This window comes from Silvibacterium dinghuense (assembly GCF_004123295.1).
In the GTDB taxonomy this organism is placed as follows: Bacteria; Acidobacteriota; Terriglobia; order Terriglobales; family Acidobacteriaceae; genus Silvibacterium; species Silvibacterium dinghuense.
In genome coordinates this window covers 291,162-311,075 of record NZ_SDMK01000002.1, presented here as the reverse complement: position 1 = coordinate 311,075, position 19,914 = coordinate 291,162, and the positions used below count along the sequence as shown (strand labels likewise).

The 19,914-nt window shown below is 60.5% G+C and carries 15 protein-coding genes; 3 read left to right on the top strand and 12 right to left on the bottom strand.

Annotation, left to right across the window (positions count from 1 at the left end; translation table 11 throughout):
• Positions 1-304: 304 nt before the first annotated feature.
• The 10 genes from ESZ00_RS10550 to ESZ00_RS10505 form a co-directional block, all read right to left on the bottom strand.
• On the bottom strand, positions 305-1,834 hold the full coding sequence (locus ESZ00_RS10550; protein WP_129208223.1) for an amino acid permease: 1,530 nt from the start codon (positions 1,832-1,834) through the stop codon (positions 305-307).
• Between the two features lies 1 nt (position 1,835).
• Positions 1,836-3,419 (bottom strand): APC family permease, encoded by a 1,584-nt coding sequence (locus ESZ00_RS10545; RefSeq protein ID WP_373283922.1) that lies wholly within the window; start codon positions 3,417-3,419, stop codon positions 1,836-1,838.
• Between the two features lie 127 nt (positions 3,420-3,546).
• Entirely contained in the window at positions 3,547-4,215 is a 669-nt protein-coding gene (gene thiE, locus ESZ00_RS10540; RefSeq protein ID WP_129208222.1) for a thiamine phosphate synthase, read from the bottom strand.
• Between the two features lie 117 nt (positions 4,216-4,332).
• Positions 4,333-5,478, bottom strand: coding sequence for a glycoside hydrolase family 172 protein (locus ESZ00_RS10535; RefSeq protein ID WP_129208221.1), 1,146 nt, complete (start codon positions 5,476-5,478; stop codon positions 4,333-4,335).
• A gap of 121 nt (positions 5,479-5,599) precedes the next feature.
• Complete coding sequence (gene accC, locus ESZ00_RS10530) at positions 5,600-6,955, bottom strand: acetyl-CoA carboxylase biotin carboxylase subunit (RefSeq protein WP_129208220.1); 1,356 nt, start codon at positions 6,953-6,955, stop codon at positions 5,600-5,602.
• 31 nt (positions 6,956-6,986) lie between these two features.
• Complete coding sequence (gene accB / locus ESZ00_RS10525; protein ID WP_308419063.1) at positions 6,987-7,496, bottom strand: acetyl-CoA carboxylase biotin carboxyl carrier protein; 510 nt, start codon at positions 7,494-7,496, stop codon at positions 6,987-6,989.
• A 63-nt stretch (positions 7,497-7,559) separates the two neighbouring features.
• On the bottom strand, positions 7,560-8,645 hold the full coding sequence (locus ESZ00_RS10520; protein WP_129208218.1) for a M24 family metallopeptidase: 1,086 nt from the start codon (positions 8,643-8,645) through the stop codon (positions 7,560-7,562).
• A gap of 10 nt (positions 8,646-8,655) precedes the next feature.
• Positions 8,656-9,327 carry an LbetaH domain-containing protein gene (locus ESZ00_RS10515; protein WP_229741182.1) on the bottom strand — a complete coding sequence of 224 codons (672 nt, stop codon included), beginning with the start codon at positions 9,325-9,327 and terminating at the stop codon, positions 8,656-8,658.
• Between the two features lie 94 nt (positions 9,328-9,421).
• Positions 9,422-9,736 carry a helix-turn-helix domain-containing protein gene (locus tag ESZ00_RS10510; RefSeq protein ID WP_129208217.1) on the bottom strand — a complete coding sequence of 105 codons (315 nt, stop codon included), beginning with the start codon at positions 9,734-9,736 and terminating at the stop codon, positions 9,422-9,424.
• A gap of 234 nt (positions 9,737-9,970) precedes the next feature.
• The gene (locus ESZ00_RS10505) at positions 9,971-11,005 is read right to left on the bottom strand and encodes a 6-phosphofructokinase (protein ID WP_129208216.1); all 1,035 of its coding nucleotides are present in this window, start codon (positions 11,003-11,005) and stop codon (positions 9,971-9,973) included.
• A gap of 177 nt (positions 11,006-11,182) precedes the next feature.
• Between ESZ00_RS10505 and ESZ00_RS10500 the strand changes: the two genes are divergently transcribed.
• On the top strand, positions 11,183-12,772 hold the full coding sequence (locus tag ESZ00_RS10500; protein ID WP_129208215.1) for an aldehyde dehydrogenase (NADP(+)): 1,590 nt from the start codon (positions 11,183-11,185) through the stop codon (positions 12,770-12,772).
• Positions 12,773-12,856: 84 nt separating this feature from the next.
• Positions 12,857-14,611 carry a DUF885 domain-containing protein gene (locus ESZ00_RS10495; protein ID WP_204520199.1) on the top strand — a complete coding sequence of 585 codons (1,755 nt, stop codon included), beginning with the start codon at positions 12,857-12,859 and terminating at the stop codon, positions 14,609-14,611.
• A 57-nt stretch (positions 14,612-14,668) separates the two neighbouring features.
• Here ESZ00_RS10495 and ESZ00_RS10490 read toward each other — a convergent pair whose 3' ends face one another.
• Entirely contained in the window at positions 14,669-17,011 is a 2,343-nt protein-coding gene (locus tag ESZ00_RS10490; RefSeq protein ID WP_129208214.1) for a S9 family peptidase, read from the bottom strand.
• 360 nt (positions 17,012-17,371) lie between these two features.
• Positions 17,372-18,121 (bottom strand): copper homeostasis protein CutC, encoded by a 750-nt coding sequence (locus ESZ00_RS10485; protein ID WP_164981458.1) that lies wholly within the window; start codon positions 18,119-18,121, stop codon positions 17,372-17,374.
• Positions 18,122-18,516: 395 nt separating this feature from the next.
• On the opposite strand from ESZ00_RS10485, the gene ESZ00_RS10480 reads away from it, so the two are divergent.
• Positions 18,517-19,911, top strand: coding sequence for a TolC family protein (locus ESZ00_RS10480; RefSeq protein WP_229741181.1), 1,395 nt, complete (start codon positions 18,517-18,519; stop codon positions 19,909-19,911).
• Positions 19,912-19,914 lie beyond the last annotated feature (3 nt).

Below are 19,914 nucleotides of genomic sequence, written 5' to 3'. Positions count from 1 at the left end.
CTACCGGCGAACGCGTTTTCTCCCGCGTGCGCGCCAATGACTGCACAAACTCTAAAGCATTTCTCCTGATACTGTGGAGTCCTCAGACGTTCCATCCCGTTTCCCTTGATAGAAAACGGCACTGGCGATCTCGCCGTACTCTACACCTTCAGGAGAAATGCTCAAATCGCAACCTGCTGCGCGGGCAAATATTCTTCCAAGACCACGCCCTCTGCAGATAGATGCATTCTGTTGCGCTGCCGTAAAAAGCGAAAGCCGCAATGGGGGCGATCCCATTGCGGCTTCTGCTTTCTGAAAATGCGGCTTACTTGAGCAGACCTGCCTGCACCTTGCTGTGCTTCGTCGAATAGGTGAAGTAAATGATTAGGCCGATCACCAGCCACGCGCCCACCACGATCCAGGTGAGCATGGGCAGGTTGAGCATCAGATATCCCGCGCTCAGCACGCCGAGGATCGGCACCAGCGGCACCAACGGCGTCTTGAAGGGACGTTCGAGATCCGGGTGACGGCGACGCAGAATCCACACGCCGGCCGAGACGATGGCAAAAGCGAGCAACGTGCCCATGTTCACCATCTCGGAGAGCTTGTCGATGGGCAGCAGCGCGGGCAGAAAGGCCACGATGGTGCCGACGACGATGTTCGAGATCCACGGCGTACGGAACTTAGGATGGATCGAGCTGGCCCACTTGGGCAGCAGCCCGTCACGCGACATGGAGAAGAAGACACGCGACTGACCGAGGAGCATCACCAGCATGACTGTGCCCAGGCCGAAGACCGCGCCAATCTTTACCAGCAGACTGCCCCAGGTCACACCTGTGACGTCGATGCCCAGCGCTACCGGCTCGGCCACATCCAGCGAGTGGTAATTGACCAGGCCGGTCAGCGTGAGCGAGACCAGAATGTAGAGGATGGTGCAGACCACCAGCGAGCCGAGAATGCCGATCGGCATATCGCGCTGCGGATTCTTCGCCTCCTGCGCCGCGGTCGAAACGGCATCGAAGCCGATGTACGCGAAGAAGACCGAGGAGGCTCCGGCGACGATACCCTGGAGGCCGAAGGCTCCCGTTCCCTGGTGCGGCGGGATAAATGGATGCCAGTTGGCCTGGAGCAATTCGTGATGGTGCATCAGGAAACCGACGCCGAGCACCAGGAAGATCGCAACCACACCCAGCTTCACGATCACAATCGCCGAGTTGAGGTTCGCCGACTCCTTGATGCCGATGACCAGGATGGTCGTGATGACCAGGATAGCCACAAAGGCGATCACGTTGAAGATCCCGGTCACGTGCTGGAGACCAGCGGTGGATGTCCCCATCGGCAACGCCGCGGCCGACACCCATTTGCCGTGGAAGAAGTAAAGCGGATTCCCGTAGGTGGTTGTGAAGCGAGCCAGCGACGGCGACGGGGTGAATCCTATCTGTTCGAGCAGACTGAGCAGGTAGCCTGACCATCCCGAGGCGACAGTGGCCGCGCCAAAGGCGTATTCGAGAACCAGATCCCAACCGATGACCCAGGCCACGAACTCGCCCAGCGTGGCGTAGCCGTAGGTATAGGCCGAACCTGCAATGGGAATGATCGATGCGAACTCGGCATAGCAGAGGCCGGCAAAGGCGCAGGTGATCCCTGCAAAAATGAAGCTCAGAGCGACGGCAGGCCCGGCATGAAGCGCGGCCGCCTGTCCTGTCAGCACGAAGATGCCAGCCCCGATGATCGCGCCAATGCCGAGCGTGATCAGATTTACGGGCCCGAGCGAACGCTTGAGCGTGTGCTCGCCCTCTTCGACGGCCTCCTGCTTCAGTTGTGAAAGCGGCTTAACCGCCAAAAGATTCGCCATGTTATGAGGCACTTCCTCCCAGCTCATTTCCGTGTGCCGGTTCCGCAGGCTTCCGCCTCGACCAGAACAAAAATACAGGAACTCCCAGCAGCACCAGGATCAGCCCCGGCCAAGTGTACTGAGGTTTGTATCGCAATAGTACGATACAGATCCAGGCGGCCATCGCGATATAGATGGCCGGCAATACAGGGTATCCGATTGCCCGGTAGGGCCGCTCGGCATCCGGCTTCTTCCTGCGCAGAACGAACAGGCTGCCGATGGTCAGGATGTAAAAGAGCAGCTGCGCGAACATGGTGTAGTCCAGCAGCTGGCCATAAGAACCGGAGAGGCACAGCACACAGGTCCAGACTGCCTGCACGATCAGCCCAGCTGCCGGGGTCTTGTACTTCGGGTGCAGCTTGCCTACGGACTGGAAGAACAATCCGTCCTGGCTCATCGCGTAGTAAACGCGAGCACCGGCCAGCGCCAGGCCGTTGATGCAGCCAAAGGTCGAGACGAGGATGGCCGCGGCCATCAGCTCCGCACCGCGTGAGGAAAAAATCTGCTGCAGCACGGCTGTCGCCACACGGTCTTCCGACGCGTACTGGATACCGCGCGAGAATACCGTCGTACCGTGCGGATCGCCATGCAGCGGAAGCGCCATCATGTATGCAAAATTGGCTGCAATGTAGAGCAGCAGCACGATGCCCGTACCCAATGCCAGCGAGAGCGGAAGGTTGCGCTTCGGATTCTTGATCTCGCCGCCGGCGAAGGTGACGTTGTTCCACGAGTCGGCGGAGAAGAGCGATCCGGTCTGCACTACGGCAAGGATGGCGAAGATACTTACCATCGCAATCGGACCACCGACGCCGATCTGCAGCGGATGCAGGGTGTGCAGCGATGCTCCCTGCCAGAAGTTTGCGCCGAAGTTGGCGTGAATGGCCGCAGGATTGCGGCCGAGCCAGAAGCCGAAGAGCACCAGCCCGAGCAGCGCCGCGGTCTTGGCCGTCGTGAAGACGTTCTGAACCAATGCACCGAGCTTCACGCCAAAGATGTTCACGACGGAGAGCAGGACGACCACGATGATGCCGGCCAGGTTCGCTGTGCTCAGGCCGATCTCCATGTTGCCGAGCACCATGGAGCCGATACGCACTGCCGGCACATGGCCGATATGCCACAGCCAGTGCGAGGCGGAGACGCTGGGAAAGAAGACGCCGAGAAACTTGCCGAAGGCGACACCGACCGCAGCCAGCGTGCCGCACTGGATCACGGCGAAGAGCGTCCATCCGTAGAGAAAGCCCCACATGGGACCGAGCGCTTCCCGGAGGAAGACATACTGGCCGCCTGCCTTGGGCATCATCGCGGCCATCTCGCCGTAGCTCAATGCGCCGATGATGGTCATGACCGCGGTGATCAGCCACGCGGCCACCAGCAAGGCCGGTGAGCCGACACCCCGGCTGATATCGGCAGGAACGATGAAGATTCCTGAGCCGATCATGGTGCCCATCACAATGGCGGTAGCGCTGAAGAGGCCTAAACCCTGAACCAGACGCGGCTGAGAAGCGCTGGATGAGGTCACGGAACTGCCTGAAGACTCGGTACGGATAGCCACGTTTTGTCTGTTCTACCGGAATTTCACTCCCTGTGCCATAACTTTCTCGCACATAAGGACTTCGATCCGCTTCCCATAGAAATCTTTTCTAGCTCGTATACAAGATTGTGTGCAAACCTGTCTATCCACAGAAGGCAAGGAACGCGCGGGCTCGCTGAATAGCGCTCTCCACCCGTTGCGCATCCGTTCCGGCATGCTGCGGAAAGACGGCCGAGATCACCGCGATCGAATCCGCTCCAGCTGTGAACACCTCTCGAGCCTGCTCGCGCCCAATGCCGCCGATGGCGACAATCGGCTTCTCCGTGAGAGCCCGCGCCAGGCGCACGCCTTCGAGTCCTACGACAGGATCGGGATTGGCCTTCGACGAAGTCGCATACACCGGGCCGATGGCCACGTAATCGACCGGCGCCGTAGAAGCTGCACGCAGCTGCGCGTCGTTGTGCGTGGAGATGCCGAGAATCCGCGCCGGACCGATTCGTTCCCGGGCCTCTGCCGGAGATGCATCCGTCTGGCCTACATGCACGCCGTCGAAGCCAAGCTCGTTCACCAGCTCTGGATGGTCATTGAGAATCAGCTGCATCGCGCCATGCGGGGCCGACAGCATCACCCGCGCATCCGCCGCCAGCGCGGCCATGTCGCCAGTCTTGTTGCGGTACTGGAGGATGCCGACGCCTGCATCAGCCAGCCCGGTCACGAGGCTGGACAGCATTGCCTCTCGCGCCTGGCGCTCCACGGGAAGAAATGACGCATCGAGGATCGGATAAAGACGAGGAAAGTCCGTACGAGTCACAGATCAGTCTAACTGCTGCGCGCAGGGCGACTCGCCTTCGGTTTCCGCTCCCGTTGGTCGCGCTCAGGTGTTCTGCGAACCCAGGTCTCAAAAGCGAGATCTGGGGCGCCCGGGGATTCACTTTGGCGAAAGGCTTGCCGGATGCTCGGTCATGCCGGTGTTGCCGGGGCCTCCCACTACCTGCAGCGTGGGAATGCGATCGTCCATCGGGGGCAGAGGCGGAAATGGATCATGCGGCTCAGCCTGGTACCAGTAGGCCACCGAGTAGAAGTTGTCCGAGCGATGATTGGCGTGGCCATGTTCGATGGTTGCCTTCATCGATTTCGTGAACGGGATGGGCGAATCGAGATGAAAGCGATAGACACTTTGCCGTTCGCCGGCGAGGTCCCGGTTCACCACCGGCGCGCCGTAGAGCTGATACGAAAAGGGTGAGCCGAATCCCCAGGCGCCGAGGAAATAGTCTTCGGCGCCCGTGCCTACAATGGTCGGCGTGGTGTCGTTGTCGACAAAAAACATGTCATCGCCTTCGCCCCACCAGCCGTCCTGGTTCTGAAGCACGGACATCGTCACACCGACATACTGCCCGTGTCCCTTGGCCTCGAACCAGACGTAGTTGTCCTTGCCGTCGAGGTTCCTGCGATAGTTCACATTCGGGTCGCCGTTCTCATACCACTGGTTGGTCCAGCCGTGATTGGGCTGCGCCTGACGGTATTCGGCGTGAAAGTAGAGCGTGTCCGCGGGCAGCGGATGCGCATACGCCCGGTAGTCGATGTTGTAGTAGAAGTTTACGATCGGCTCCTTGCCCTCATTCGTAATGGTGATGCGCGCATGCTTGCGATACGGCATGGGAAAAAAGCAATTCAGCGCGCGCGAGCTGCCCACCGACAGCATTTCCGACTGCCAGTTGAAGTACTCGCCGAAGCCCAGGCCGAAGAAGTCGCCGATCGGCGTCTCCACGCTCGGACTGGTCTCTCCGTCCCAGTAAATGCGCAGCACGATCCGCTTCAGGTGGTAGGGCTCGGGATCGTTGATGGTGAACCAGAGATGGGAGATCATCCCCGGGCCATCCGTATCGAGCACGGTCAGCGTCTCCCCTGGCGTCACTGCTCGCGAGTCTATGTTTCCGCCCGTCTTCTCCATGCTCGAGGCGCGATGCAGCGTATAGGTCTGCTGCTGCGTCAGGTCGGGAAAGGCTGTTTGTCCGAAGCCTCGCAAAGCAAATGTCGTCGCGATGAACAAGAGCCATGGCAGAAACCGCTTCATCCGCACCTCCGTTATGCCGCGCTGCGCAACGCGCGCCGACCATTAAAGCACTTCTGGCATACATTCGGCGCATAAGCCAAAAGGCCCGCACGAGGCGGACCTTTTAGTACAACTTCAAGCTTTACTTTTGTTTCTGGCGCTCGAAGAAGCGCTCCATGAACTTCGTGTCGAAGTCTCCCTTGCGGAATTCCTCGTCCTGGAAGATCTTTTCGTGCAGCGGAATCGTGGTGTGAATGCCCTGCACGACGAACATGCCCAGGGCTCGCTGCATACGCTGCATGGCCTCTTCGCGATCCTTGCCATGCACGATAAGCTTGGCGATCAGCGAGTCGTAATACGGAGGCACGACGCCCTCGCCGTACTGCGCCGTATCCACGCGCACGCCGTTGCCGCCGGGCACGTTGAAGGCCGTGATCTTGCCGGCAGACGGAGTGAACTTCTCCGGATGCTCGGCGTTGATGCGGCACTCGATGGAGTGGCCCCGGATGGGAATTTCCTTGGGCAGGATGTCGGAGAGCTTCTCGCCTGCGGCGATGCGGATCTGCGCCTTCACCAGGTCGATGCCGGTGACCATCTCCGTCACCGGATGCTCCACCTGGATGCGGGTGTTCATCTCGATGAAGTAGAGCTTGCCGTCCTCGTCCATCAGAAACTCGATGGTGCCCGCGTTCTGGTAGCCGACCGCTTCGAGCGAGCGCTTGATGGTCTTGCCGATCTCCTCGCGCATCTTGGGCGTGACCTGGAGCGAGGGCGCCTCTTCGATGAGCTTCTGGTGGCGGCGCTGGATGGAGCACTCGCGCTCGCCGAGCGAGATCACGTTGCCGTGCTGGTCCGCCAGTACCTGGAACTCGATGTGGCGCGGCCGCTCGATGAACTTCTCCATGTAGAGGTCGCCATTGCCGAAGGCATTGGCTGCCTCGGTCGACGCCGCATGGAAGAGCGCGGGCAGTTCCTCGGCCGTGCGGCACACACGCATGCCGCGTCCGCCGCCGCCCGCTGTCGCCTTCAGGATGACCGGATAGCCGACCTGCTGCGCCCATGCGAGCGCATCTTCAGCCGAGGCAATTACACCATCCGAGCCGGGAAGGATCGGCACCTTGGCGCGCTTCATCGCCTGGCGAGCCTTTTCCTTCTCACCCATCAGGCGCGTCACCTCGGGTGGAGGCCCGATGAACTTGATGTTCGAGGCGCGGCAGACTTCGGCGAAGTTGGCATTCTCGCTGAGCAGTCCGTAACCCGGATGGATCGCATCGACGTCGGCGATCTCCGCGGCGCTGATGACAGCCGGCACGTTGAGGTAGCTCTCTGCCGAGCGCGGAGGCCCGATGCAGATGGCCTCATCCGCAAAGCGCACGTGCAGCGAGTGACGATCCGCCTCGCTGTAGACGGCCACCGTGCGGATTCCCAGTTCCTTACACGCGCAAATGACGCGCAGCGCAATCTCGCCGCGATTCGCGATCAATACTTTTCGAAACATATCTTCCGATCAATAAAAAACGCAGCTATGCCTAGCGGGTGCGCAGGGCGTACAGCGCCTGTCCGTATTCCACCGGCTGGCCATTGTCGACAAAGCGCTTGACGATCTCGCCTGCGGAGTCCGATTCGATCTCGTTCATCAGCTTCATCGCTTCCACGATGCAAAGCGTCTGACCGTTCGAAACCGTATCGCCCACCTTCACGAAGGCCGCTGAGCCCGGTGACGGCGACTCGTAGAACGTGCCCACGATCGGCGACTTCACGATGTGCAGCGAAGCATCCTCGGCGGGCTCAGCCGCTGCGGGAGGCGCCGCAACCGGTGCGGGTGCTACTGCTGTGGCCGCGTGTACCTGCGGAAGCACGACCGGAGCCGCAGCCGCGGTTCCCTGCGCGGCAAACAGGCGCGCCAGCGTCGCCAGGTCAGGGCTTACCCCGCCCTCCTGCTGAAACTTCAGGCGAACCTTGAGCTCACCGCGCTCCAGGTCAAACTCCGCGATCTTGTTTTCCTTCAGGAACGCAATCAGTTCCTGTAACTCTTTCATCTCTTCCGGATTCATCCCTTATCTGCCTGTCGTATTCCTGCCGTGCCTTTACTTCGGCACCGGTCACAGTTCTATCAGTTTCTTGTCCACCGGCGTCAGTACTTTGCGGCTGCGACCGGTGACTGCCACCATATCTTCGATGCGTATACCAAACTTCCCTGGCATATAGACGCCAGGTTCTACCGTCACGACCATGCCCGGCTGAAGTATCTGCGCCTGGGCCGCGGCAACGCGAGGATTCTCATGAATCTCCAACCCTACGCCATGCCCGGTCGAATGCGTGAAGTACTTTGCCAGCCCTGCGCTGCGGAGCACCGACCGCGCAGCTTCATCTACTTCGCCGCAGGTTACTCCCGGCTTGATTGCCGATACCGCAGCTTCCTGCGCAGCCAGAACCGCTTCATACGCGTGCCGTTCCTCCGGGTTTGCCTTGCCCAGGTGAACGGTACGTGTCATATCCGAACAATAACCTTTAAGAATAACACCGAAGTCTAACGTTACAAAGCCCTTGCGGGGTAGCTTTCGGCTGCTCGCCCGGCCGTGCGGCAGTGCCGAACGCTCGCCTGAGGCCACGATAGTCTCAAAGGACATGGCCTCCGCGCCCATGCTGCGCGCAAAGAACTCGAGTCCAGCGGCGATCTCCGTCTCCGGCACGCCCGGCTTCAGATGCGGCAGCACCGCCTTGAAGACGCGGTTGCCAAGCTTTGCGGCTGCGGTCATGGCACGCAGCTCGTCTTCATCCTTCACCATGCGCAGATCGGCGGCCAGAGGCTGTGTAAGGGGCTGAAAGAAGCTCCGCCGCCGCTTGCCGCTGAGCGCACTGCGCATCATCTCCAACTGCGAGACGGTGGTGTTTGCCGGATCAAATCCAGCTGCGGCTGCCGATTCCTCAAGCCATGCGCAGGCTTCCTTCAGCGCCGAGCCCTTCGCGATGACCACACGTGCACCCTTTACTTCTTCTTTCGCCTGCGCCGTGTAGCGGCCGTCGGTAAACAGGACGGCCTTCGATGCGGTCACCGCCAGGGCCGCATTCGAGCCCGTGAAGCCGGTCAGATAACGCACATCCGGAAGATGTGTGATCAGGATCGCTTCTATTTCCAGGGAGGCTGCGCTCTTTCGCAGAGCGCGTAACCGCTCAACTTCCTTCATGCTGATCCCATCAACTCCGGCCTGCGTATGCGTTCTGACCATACGCGTTCTGATTGTAAGGTGCGGGCACCGCCTCGCGCGAGCGCTCCTTCACCTTCTTCGCCGGAGCACCAGCGTAGATACCGAAGGGCTCAAGGTCCTTTGTCGCGATAGAGCCGAGAGCGAGGATCGCGCCGTTGCCTACGTTCACGCCGGGATTCACTGCGGCGCGCGCGCAGATCCAGCTATAGGCTCCGAGCCGCATCGGAAAGGATACGAGACGGAAGGAAGGCTCGTCGTAGCGATGCGTTGCTCCGCAGATATACGCGCCCTGCGAAACGATGACATGCGAATCGAGATGGAGCAGTGACGGATTGTAGAGCTCCGCGTCATCGGCCACTGTTACACGGTCCTCACAGACCAGATTCCACGGCGCCCAGATCTTAGACTTCGGGTAGAAATGGCAGGCCGCGCCCATCTTTGCGCCGAAGGCCCGCAGCAGCAGCGAGCGCCACCCATGCAGGGGACGTGGAGAGGTCCGGTAGAGCAGGATGTAACAGAGATTCCAGGCAAGCCGACGAAGCCGATCCTGCAGCGGGAAGGCTGCGATCAGTGTCGGATCACCCCCTGCTGCATCCGCCCGATGAGACCCTGGCACATCGATGTTGGAAGTCGTGATGGTGCTTGTCTCGCTCTCGCTCATCGCTTTTTCCCTAGAGCCTCTAGCCTATCCATGAATGCGGAGAAAAGCATCCGCGGAGCACTCCGGCCTCGGCAAGGAAAACGATGACAACGGATCAGGAAATCTTCAGCACCGCGCTCTTGCCACGCGACGCCACGCGCGTGCCGCGCACCGGCTTCTTCTGGCGAGGCTTTGCTGTCTTCGCTTCCGCCATGGGCTCCGGCGCAATGGAGACTCCGGACTGCTGATCCATCCACTCATCCAGCCGCGACTTCTTGAAGCGCCACCGGTTTCCCAGCTTGAAGGCAGGAATGAAGGACTCCGATGCGTATTTGTAGAGCGTGTCCGGGCTGATGCCGAGATAATCCGACGCCTGCCGTATATCCATCACTTCGCGCGTTTCATGCGTACGCACCGTCGACGATTTCATGTATGGCTCCTGACCTGCAGCGTGCTTCTGTCCGGCCCGAATGAAGTCCATTACCAGGGTATGCAGGAAAACGGGACGAATTTCCTGAAATTAGGCCAGCCGCCCTGCTTATATCCTGTTTTTACCGCGTCTTTCAAGGAATTTCCGTCCTATCTCGTACTCTTTCCGGTTCCTTTTCAAACAAAAAGCGGCAGAGCCTATGCTCTGCCGCTTTTCTCTTGCGGAAGCCGGTCTTTACACCTTCGGTTCCAGTCCGGTCAGGATCTCCAGAAAGTGATCGTCCACGGTGCGGTTCTTCGAGATGGCCTCGGCCAACGGGATGCTCTGGATCTCGGTGCCGCGCAGCACCACCAGGCGTCCGAATTCGCCCTTGTGGACCATGTCGATCGCTGCCAGGCCGTAGCGGGTAGCCAGCATGCGGTCATAGGCCGAAGGCGTGCCGCCGCGTTGCGTATGCCCCAGATTCACCGAACGTGTTTCATAGCCGGTCTTCTCTTCGATGGCCTCGGCCAGCGCCTGGGCGATGCCGCTCAGCCGCGCATGCCCGAAAGAGTCGACCTTGCTGCCAACCGTAGTCTGAGCCCCGCTCGGCAGCTTTGCGCCCTCTGCGACTACGACAATGCCGTACTTCTTGCCATGGTCGTGGTTGTACTTGAGGAGTGCGCATACGTGATCGAGATCGATCGGCTTTTCCGGCACCAGTACGACGTGCGCATTGCCAGCCACGCCTGCCGTCAGCGCGATCCATCCCGCATCGCGGCCCATCACCTCGCAGACGATGACGCGATTGTGCGCTTCGGCCGTGGTGTGCAGGCGGTCAATCGCCTCGGTAGCAATACCAACGGCGGTGTCGAAGCCGAAGCAGACATCGGTGCCGTTCAGGTCGTTGTCGATGGTCTTGGGCACGCCGACTCCGGGCACACCCGCCTCGATGAGCGCATTCGTTACCGACTGCGTGTCGTCGCCGCCGATGGCGATCAGCGCGTCCAGCTTGTTGGCCTTCAGCGTCTCCACGCACTTCTGGATGCCGCCCTCGATCTTCCGCACATTGGTGCGCGAGGTTCTGAGGATGGTGCCTCCCTTGGTCAGGATGCCGTCGACCGTGGCCAGGGTCAGCGGAATGGTGTTGTTGTCGAGCACACCGCGCCAGCCCTCGAGGAATCCGACGAACTCGTCGCCGTAGTGAATGATGCCCTTCTTGACCACCGCGTGAATGACCGCATTCAACCCAGGGCAATCACCGCCGCCCGTCAACAGACCCACTCGCATCGCTACCGTCTCCTCTGCAAATTTGCAACGCTGGCATCATACCGGCCACCATCCGCGCTGCCAAATATCCTGTAGCTGTTCGGCTGCTTACAGGATGACTGCAAGAGCCAGAGTTTTTCGGATTCAATTTCGCATACAATCAAATTGAACTTACGGACCAGCAGCAACGGAGGCTCTTTGACTCTACTCGGTGTATCGTTCCTGGGCGCAGATCGCGCTGCCGCTTCGTCGGCACCTTTTCACGGCATCAATCCCGTTACCGGTGAAACACTTCCCGGAGATTTCTTCCCCGCCTCCGTGGCGGATGTCGATCGCGCTGTCACTTTGGCGCAGGAAGCCTCTGCGAGCTATCGCAAACTCTCGGGCAAGGAACGCGCCGCATTCCTGCGCGCTGTCGCTGACCGCATCCAGGCGATTACCGAGCAGCTTGTCGAACGCGCGCATCTTGAAACGGCGCTGCCTCTGCCTCGCCTGCAGGGCGAGGTGGGCCGGACCACAGGCCAACTGCGGCTGTTTGCCGATGTGGTAGAGGAAGGCTCGTGGACCAGCCCGCGCATCGACACGGCGCTGCCCGAGCGCAAGCCGCTTCCCCGCCCCGATCTACGCACCGTGCTCGTGCCGCTCGGGCCTGTTGCTGTCTTTGGAGCAAGCAACTTTCCGCTGGCCTTTTCGGTCGCCGGTGGCGACACGGCTTCGGCGCTTGCGGCCGGCAATCCTGTGGTGGTCAAGGCGCACCCGGCGCATCCCGGCACCAGCGAGCTCGTTGCTGGCGCGATTCAGCAGGCGGTGAAGGACTGCGGTCTGCACCCCGGCGTCTTCTCCCTGCTCTTCGACGCGGGTATTGAGATTGGCGTGCAGCTGGTGCAGCATCCGCTCATCAAGGCGGTCGGCTTCACCGGCTCGCTCGCCGCGGGCAAGGCGCTGGTCGATCTCTGCCATGCGCGCCCCGAGCCTATCCCCTGCTATGCCGAGATGAGCAGCACCAACCCGGTCTTCATCCTGCCCGGCGCACTCAAGCAGCATGAGAAAGTGGCTGCGGATCTTACCGGCTCCTACACGCTCGGCGCGGGACAGTTCTGCACCAAGCCGGGCCTTGTCTTCCTCGACCGCTCGGCCGATGCTGCGAGCCTCGTCGAAGAGCTCAAGACAAAGGCCGCAGGCGTCGCGACGTTCTCCATGCTCACGCCGGGCATTGCGAAGCACTATCGCAGCGGCATCGAGAAGCGCGCAGGCGATGCATCCGTGAACACGCTTTATCGCACGGAGAACGAGAGCACCGGAGCGGCCTCAACCGCGGCGCTGCTGGAGACGACCGCGGCTGAGCTGCTGAGCAAGCCCGAGCTGGCGGATGAGATCTTCGGACCGAGCACGCTGCTCGTCCACTACGAGCAGCGTGAGCAGATGCTCGCGGCTGCTCGCGGCCTGCGCGGGCACCTGACTGCAACGATCCTCGGCACGGAAGAGGATCTTGCCGCCAACACGGACCTCATCGCCATTCTTGAGCAGAAGGTCGGCCGGCTTATCTTCAATGGCTATCCCACTGGCGTCGAAGTGAGCCATGCGATGGTCCATGGCGGTCCGTATCCTGCGACCTCCGACAGCCGCACCACCTCGGTGGGCAGCATGGCCATCTTCCGCTTCGCGCGGCCGGTCTGCTTCCAGGGCTATCCGCAGAGCCTGCTGCCTGCGGAGCTTCAGAATGCGAATCCGCTCGGTGTCCAGCGCCTTGTCAACGGTGTCTTTACCCGGGATGCCATCCAGGCATAGTCTCATCTCACCGCCCGTTGCGGATTTGTCACCGTGACGGGCACATATTTTTCATTCCCTTCATCTGCCTCTCAGGAGCTGCCCTTGCGCACCGCCTCTCTTGCTATCCTGCTCGCCCTGGCTACCACGGCTCTTGCCCAGACCGTTGCTCCTACCGGCGATGCGCGCCTGAAGGCCGCCATCGACGCCGAATGGCAGTACGAGCTTCGCGCCAACCCTGAGATGGCAACCTATGTGGGCGACACGCGCTACAACGATCGCCTCACCGACTACTCCGCAGCCGCTTTTGCCCGCGACACGGAGCATGCGAAGGCCGCGCTTCAAGGCTTCGATGCTATCGATCCGAAGACGCTCAGCAACGAAGCGCAGCTCAACCGCACGCTCATCATGCGCAGCCTGGAGCGGAAGATCGAAGATGCGCCCTTCCGCAAGTGGGAGATGCCCGTCGATCAGATGAACGGCCCGCATCTCGACTATGCCGCGCTTGCTTCGCAGATGCCCTTTCGCACGGTGCAGGACTATGAGAACTACATCGCCCGCCTGCATGCACTGCCCACGGCCTTTGCGCAGATCACCGAAGATATGCGCCTTGGCCTGCGCGATCACCTGATGCCGCCGCGTTCCCTGCTGGCAATCGCCGTCACCGAGATTCACGACATTGCGGACAAGAGTCCGGAAGAAAGCCCCTTCGCCGCACCGATCAAGAGCTTTCCCGCATCGATCTCGGCAGCGGATCAGGACCGCCTGCGCAAAGGAATCCTCGATGCGATCGCGCAGGATGTGACACCTGCGTATGCGAAGTTCGAGGCTTTCGTGAAGAACGACTATGCGCCGCACGGCCGCACCGAGGATGGTATCTGGTCACTGCCCGATGGCGCCGCGCGGTATCGCCAGGCGATCAAGGACAACACCACGACAGAGCTTTCGCCCGATGCCATCCACGCCATGGGCTTGAAGCAGGTGAAAGAGATCGACGAGCAGATGCTTGCGCTTGCAAAATCGCAGGGCTATTCCGATCTCAAGAGCTTCAACGAGCACATCCGCAATGATCGCGATCTCTACGGCAAATCCGGTGAACAGGTGCTCGGCCTCTATCAGCATTACGAAGACCAGATGGTCGCCAAGCTGCCGGAGCTCTTCCATCGCCTGCCGAAGAACAAGCTCGAAGTTGTGCCCATGGATGCTTTTCGTGCACCCGATGCTGTGCCGGCCGACTACTCACCTGGTGCTGCGAATCGTCCAGGCCGCGTGAATGTGAATGAGTATGATCCGACGCATCGCCTGCTGCTGAACGTGGAGGCAATCGCCTATCACGAGGGCATTCCCGGCCATCACATGCAGTTCTCCATCGCACAGGAGCGGAGCGATCTGCCCACCTTCCGCCAGTTTGCCGATTACAACGCCTACTCCGAAGGATGGGCGCTCTATGCCGAGCGGCTGGGCAAAGAGGTGGGCTTTTATCAGGACCCTTACAGCGAATATGGCCGCCTCGAGAACGAGATGTGGCGCTCCATCCGCCTGGTCGTCGATACCGGCGTGCATCAGGATCACTGGACGCGTGAGCAGATGATCCAGTTCTTCCGCGATCACACGGCGATGGATGAAAAGAACATCGAGAGCGAAGTCGATCGCTACATCGCATGGCCCGGGCAGGCACTTGCCTACAAGCTTGGACAGATGAAGATTCTCGAACTGCGTGCCTATGCAAAAGAGCAGCTCGGCGCGAAGTTCGACATCCGCAGCTTCCACGATGCGGTGCTTGCCGAAGGACCGCTGCCGCTCGATGTTCTCGATGCACGCATCCGCGGCTGGGTGGACGCGCAGAAGAAGGCGCAGTAACAACTCCTTCCATGGCAAACGAAAAGGCCGGCATTGCTGCCGGCCTTTTTGCTTTCTCTACTTCGCAGTCCTGGTTGCCGTGTCCGGCTTGTTTTTATCCGGGGTTTCCGGTTCCGGAGCATTCCAGTCCGGTGTCTCCTGGCCGAGCAGGTTGTGCACGAAGAAGTCTTCGAGCGCCCGCTGTCCATAGGCTCCGCCCGCGCCGTGATCGCCGCCGGGCACGGTGAGCAGCGTGAAGGTCTTGTTCGCCTTGATGAGCGCATTCACCACCTGGTAGGTGCTCGATGGATCGACGTTCTTATCCATCTCGCCGACGACCAGCATCAGCTTGCCTTCGAGCAGATGTGCGTTGTCCACGTCGGAGGAGGCCGCATACTGCGGTCCCACCGGCCAACCCATCCACTGCTCGTTCCACCAGATCTTGTCCATCCGATTGTCATAGCAGCCGCTGTTGGCGACAGCCACCTTGTAGAACTCCGGGTGGAACAACAGCGCCCCCATCGCGCTCTGTCCGCCAGATGACGTACCGAAGATGCCTACGCGCGTGATGTCGTACCACGGGAACTGCTTCGCCGCGGCCTGATGCCACAGGATGCGATCGGGGAAGCCCGCATCCTTGATGTTCTGCCAGGTCACATCGTGGAAGGCGCGTGATCGATTGTTCGTGCCCATGCCGTCGATCTGCACCACGACGAAGCCCAGCTCTGTCAGCGGTTGCGTGTAGACACCGAAGTCTTTCGGGACGAATGAGCCCTGCGGCCCGGCGTAGATATCCTCAATGACCGGATACTTCTTGTGTGGATCGAAGTTTGCCGGCTTGTAGATCACACCCCAGATATCTGTCTTGCCGTCACGTCCCTTGGCGGTGAAGACATCCGGCGGACGCCATCCCGATTCGAGCAGATGCCGCACGTCGGCCTGCTCGATTGTCGCCGTCGCCTTATCACCGGCGGTGCTGTGCAGTTCGAGAACCGGAGGCACTTCCAGCGTGGAATAGAGATCCACGTAGTACTTGCCGTCGGGCGAGAAACTCAGTCTGTGATCGGCTTCCTGCGTCGAGAGCGGAGTCAGGCCGGTGCCGTCAAAGTTGATACGGTACGGATGCATGGAATAAGGATCTTTACCCGCCTCCATGCCGCTTGCTTCGAAGTAAATCTGGCGCTTGGCATCATCCACGTGATCGACGGCGCGCACCACCCAATCGCCCTTGGTGATGAGGTTCTTCACCTTGCCGGTCTGGCCGTCGTAGAGATAAAGATGCTCCCACCCGTCGCGCTCCGATGCCCAGAGGATCTCCTTGCCATCTTCGAGGTCGTGCCGATAGATTTTGCCGGTATCGAACTGGTCCGCGGTCAGAGGCTCATAGTTCACAAAGGTCGTCGCACGCTCGTCAATCAGCGTGCGCGCCTCTCCGTTCGTCGAAGACACTTCGATCACGCGGTAGAGCTGGTGACCACGCTGGTTGTATTCGAAGGTGAAGCCGCGGCTGTCCTTCCACCACACCGGATCGCTGATGCTGTAGGGATTCGGGAAGAGATCGTTCGCCACCGGCATCTCCTTGTTGGGAGATACCTCGAAGAGCACCGGCTGCTCGAGCGTGAGCACATCACCGGCCTTGGGATAAACCATGGCCGAGTATTTGGGCTGCAGCTGATCCGCAGGCGATGATTCGACGTAGTGCACCAGCCGCTTGTAGCCGGGCCGCACGCGATAGGCCACAAGGTGCTTCGAATCCGGGGCCCAGGTAATCGTGTCGAAGGCGTAGTAGTTGCCCTCCGAGCCATCCATGCTCAGAAAGACCTTCTCTGTCTCGCCCTTGGCGCGGATGCAGAGGTTGAAATTCTCTACGAAGGCTTCCCATTTGCCGTCCGGTGACCACTTCGTGGTCTTGTCGCCGTTGATCGCCTTGGGAGTATCGTCGTACCCCTCGTCCTCCGGATCCTTTGCAGACTGATCCGGGGCAGGCTCTTTGCTGCATACGTAACTGCCGAGGTTACATTCCCAGCGCGCAGCATCCAGCTCGAAACGCACTGTATCCAGTTTTTCAGTAAGTTCGATGCGACGGAACGGCAGCTCGCGCGGGTTGTAGGTCTTGCCTGTTGCAGAAGAAAGCGCTGTAGCCAGCCGAGCATGGTCGAAGGCCGGCTTCTTCTCCTGCGTCTCCGCGTTTACCAGTACAAAGTCATGGCCGCCTTCCACGCTGCGCCGGTACCAGAACATATCCGTCGAGCCGATCCATGCCGGCATCTCGGCTACGTTCAGAGCCAGTCCTTTGTATTTGTCCTGAAGCTGGGCCGCGCGCTCATAATCGGCGCGCGTGACCGGGTCTGCGGGGACCGCGCGATCCGCCGCGAATGCCCCGGTTGCGGCGAGAAGAAAGATCAAAGGCAGCCTGCGCATCCATCCTCCACGCGTAAGCCTTCTGGCGAAGGCTCTACGCGATTCGTCTTGATTACGCCGCAGCAAAGTAGATGCGGCGAAATCAAGAGCCTGTTAGGGATTTTCCGGCGGCCGTCGCTGGGCGACAATTTTTTCGAGGTCGAGGAGCGAGTTGCGACGGATATCGGGTTATCTCCGAGCAGCGAACGACGAAGAGATCGGGAAAATTGGCCCCAGCCCTTCGGGTTGCGGGGAAAATCGGCCCATACTTCGTTGTCGGCCTCGCCTTGGAATGACCAAAGCCTTCGTCCTCCGCCTCGTCTGGGCCGATTTTCCCCAGCAACGACGACCACCGGAAAATCCCTAACAGGCTCTAGACTCTCAGGAGTTGCGTAATTTCGCCACCATGGTCTGCACATCTTTCGGGTTGACGATGCTGCGTCCCCGACGAGACGCCACTGCTTCCATTCCCTCATCGCCCACCGCCAGCACTGGGGCCGGCTCGGATTGCCGCAGCGAGCCATGGTAATGCCGCGCCTTGGTCACGCGCACCAGCCACTCCGCATCTTCGATGCGCAGGCCGCCGCCGAGCGCGATCTCTGTCCGTCCTGCAGCCTGCTCCACCAGGGTGGCCAGCATTGGTGCACCCGTTACCACGTCCGGTGCACCGGCTGAAGTCAAAACCCGCTTGCAGCCAATGGCAATCACATCCTCGAGCGCCTGCTCGAGCGAAGGGGTCACATCAAAGGCACGATGGAATGTGACTTCAAACGGAGCCGCCAGTTCGACCAGCTCACGGGTACGCTCCCTATCGACCGTCCCGTCAGCGTGGAGCACGCCGATGACAAATCCGGCCACTCCCATCTGCTTGAAATGCGCGATGTCTTCCTTCATTGTGACGAACTCGGCTTCAGAGTAGACAAAATCGCCGGCCCGGGGACGCACCAGAATATGGATGGGGAGATTGCAGCGCTCCAACGCTACCCGCACCAGGCCATGGCTCGGCGTCAGACCGTCTTCCACCAGAGCGGTGCATAGCTCGATGCGATCCGCGCCTCCTGCTTCTCCAGCGACGCAAGCCTCTACGCTTTCGGCGCAGAGCTCAAACACAATCTCCTGCTTTCCTGTCACACTGCCTCGTGGGTTACTGATCTTTTGCTCGGGGAACACTGCACGCGCGATCCTAAAAAGGATAAGCCTGTGCCGTCCACCTTCCGGTGGGTTCGCGGTTGTATGGTGCAGTCCGACAAGCGAAAACCTCTAGGTGATTCGATCCGGCTTTTGAGAGGTTTCGGCAACTTGCTGGAATGCATCCTGACTTCCGCCAAGTACCACATTCTATTAGAGAATATGGCGTTAAGCGCTCAACTGTCAATCATATATATGCAGATATTTGATTGTTTTGGCGAAAATCGCGCATCGCGGAGCTTCATGCAGGGATTCCACCCTGCCGAAAACTTTCGTCTGTATCGTTACAAGCATCTTCAGCGGCATTTAAGGTCTTGCGGCTACTTTACGGATAAAGCATGGAACGCACACACACGGTCAGCCTCCTGGTGTCTCTGAGCACCTCTGCTCTGCTCGGAGCCTCCTTTATCGGTCTTCTTCCGCGCGCATGCGGGCAGCAGGCGGTGATGCCTGCCGCCAATGATCCCGACGGAGCGTCTCATCCTATAACCATCACGCTCGATGAGGCTATCAAGCGAGCCGAAGCCAACGAACCGGTATTTGCCGCAGCCGGCGCCGAAGGCCGCGCTGCACAGGCAGACCGATGGGTGGCAAAGGCCGCGCTGCTGCCCTCGGTCGTCTACCACAACCAGGTGCTCTACACGCAGCCTAACGGTCTCGACAACCAGGCCGGACAAGGCATCGGCTCACAGCCTTCTCCGCGCTTCATCGCCAACAATGCGGTTCGGGAATATGCCAGCCAGGGCGCTATCCAGGAAACCATCGGCCTGCAGCAGACCGCGGCTGTCGCGCACGCGAATGCCGCCGCCGCTCGCGCCGAGGCCGAAGCCGAGATTGCACGCCGAGGCCTGGTCGCTACGGTCGTCCAGCTCTACTACACGCTTCTCGGCACGGACCGCAAGGTGGCTGTCAGTCATCGAGCCGCCGATGAGGCAGACAGCTTTGTGAGCCTTACCGGAAACCGTGAGACGGCGCGCGAGGCTGCTCACGCTGACGTCATCCGCGCCCAGCTTGAGCAGCAGCAGCGCCACCGTGACCTGACAGATGCCGAGCTTACCGCCGAGAAGGCTCGTCTCGAGCTCGGCGTGCTGCTCTTCCCTGATCCGCGCACACCATATACGCTCGATACGCCTGCGATGCCGCCGCCGCTCGCCTCGAAAGCCGATATCGAAGCCGCTGCCGCGAAGAACAATGCGGAGCTGCGCAGTGCCATGGCAGCTATGAAGGAAAGCGATGCGGACGTGCTCTCCGCTCGCGCCGCGTATCTGCCCGATCTCGGCCTCAATTTCACCTACGGCATCGATGCGCCACAGTTCGCGACCAATGGACCGGATGGCGCGAAGAATCTTGGCTATTCGGCGAGTGTCACGCTGGATATTCCCGTGTGGGACTGGCTCTCCACCGCGCACAAGGTGAAGCAGAGCGAGATTCGCCGCGATGCGACGAAGGTTGCACTCTCTGCCGCTCAACGACGCGCCATCGCCGACCTCGAAGAGTCCTATTCCGAGGCCGCGGCCGCACGCGACTTCCTCGCCTCACTCGATCAGAGTGTCACGACTGCGCAGGAGAGTCTTCGTCTCACCCGTCTCCGCTATACCGGCGGAGAAGCGACCGTACTCGAAGTCATCGATGCACAGAACTCGCTCACCACGGCGGAAAATGCCCGCGAAGACGGCGTTCTCCGCTACCAGACAGCTCTCGCTGCGCTCCAGACCCTGACAGGAACTCTCTAGATC

Excerpts from the sequence above, each read along its gene's own strand:
- ESZ00_RS10510 (WP_129208217.1), bottom strand. The coding sequence starts at position 9,736 with ATGAAATCGTCGACGGTGCGTACGCATGAAACGCGCGAAGTGATGGAT.
- accB (WP_308419063.1), bottom strand. The coding sequence starts at position 7,496 with ATGAAAGAGTTACAGGAACTGATTGCGTTCCTGAAGGAAAACAAGATC.
- ESZ00_RS10520 (WP_129208218.1), bottom strand. The coding sequence starts at position 8,645 with ATGAAGGAAGTTGAGCGGTTACGCGCTCTGCGAAAGAGCGCAGCCTCC.
- ESZ00_RS10515 (WP_229741182.1), bottom strand. The coding sequence starts at position 9,327 with ATGAGCGAGAGCGAGACAAGCACCATCACGACTTCCAACATCGATGTG.
- ESZ00_RS10490 (WP_129208214.1), bottom strand. The coding sequence starts at position 17,011 with ATGCGCAGGCTGCCTTTGATCTTTCTTCTCGCCGCAACCGGGGCATTC.
- ESZ00_RS10480 (WP_229741181.1), top strand. The coding sequence starts at position 18,517 with ATGGAACGCACACACACGGTCAGCCTCCTGGTGTCTCTGAGCACCTCT.
- accC (WP_129208220.1), bottom strand. The coding sequence starts at position 6,955 with ATGTTTCGAAAAGTATTGATCGCGAATCGCGGCGAGATTGCGCTGCGC.
- ESZ00_RS10505 (WP_129208216.1), bottom strand. The coding sequence starts at position 11,005 with ATGCGAGTGGGTCTGTTGACGGGCGGCGGTGATTGCCCTGGGTTGAAT.
- ESZ00_RS10550 (WP_129208223.1), bottom strand. The coding sequence starts at position 1,834 with ATGGCGAATCTTTTGGCGGTTAAGCCGCTTTCACAACTGAAGCAGGAG.
- ESZ00_RS10535 (WP_129208221.1), bottom strand. The coding sequence starts at position 5,478 with ATGAAGCGGTTTCTGCCATGGCTCTTGTTCATCGCGACGACATTTGCT.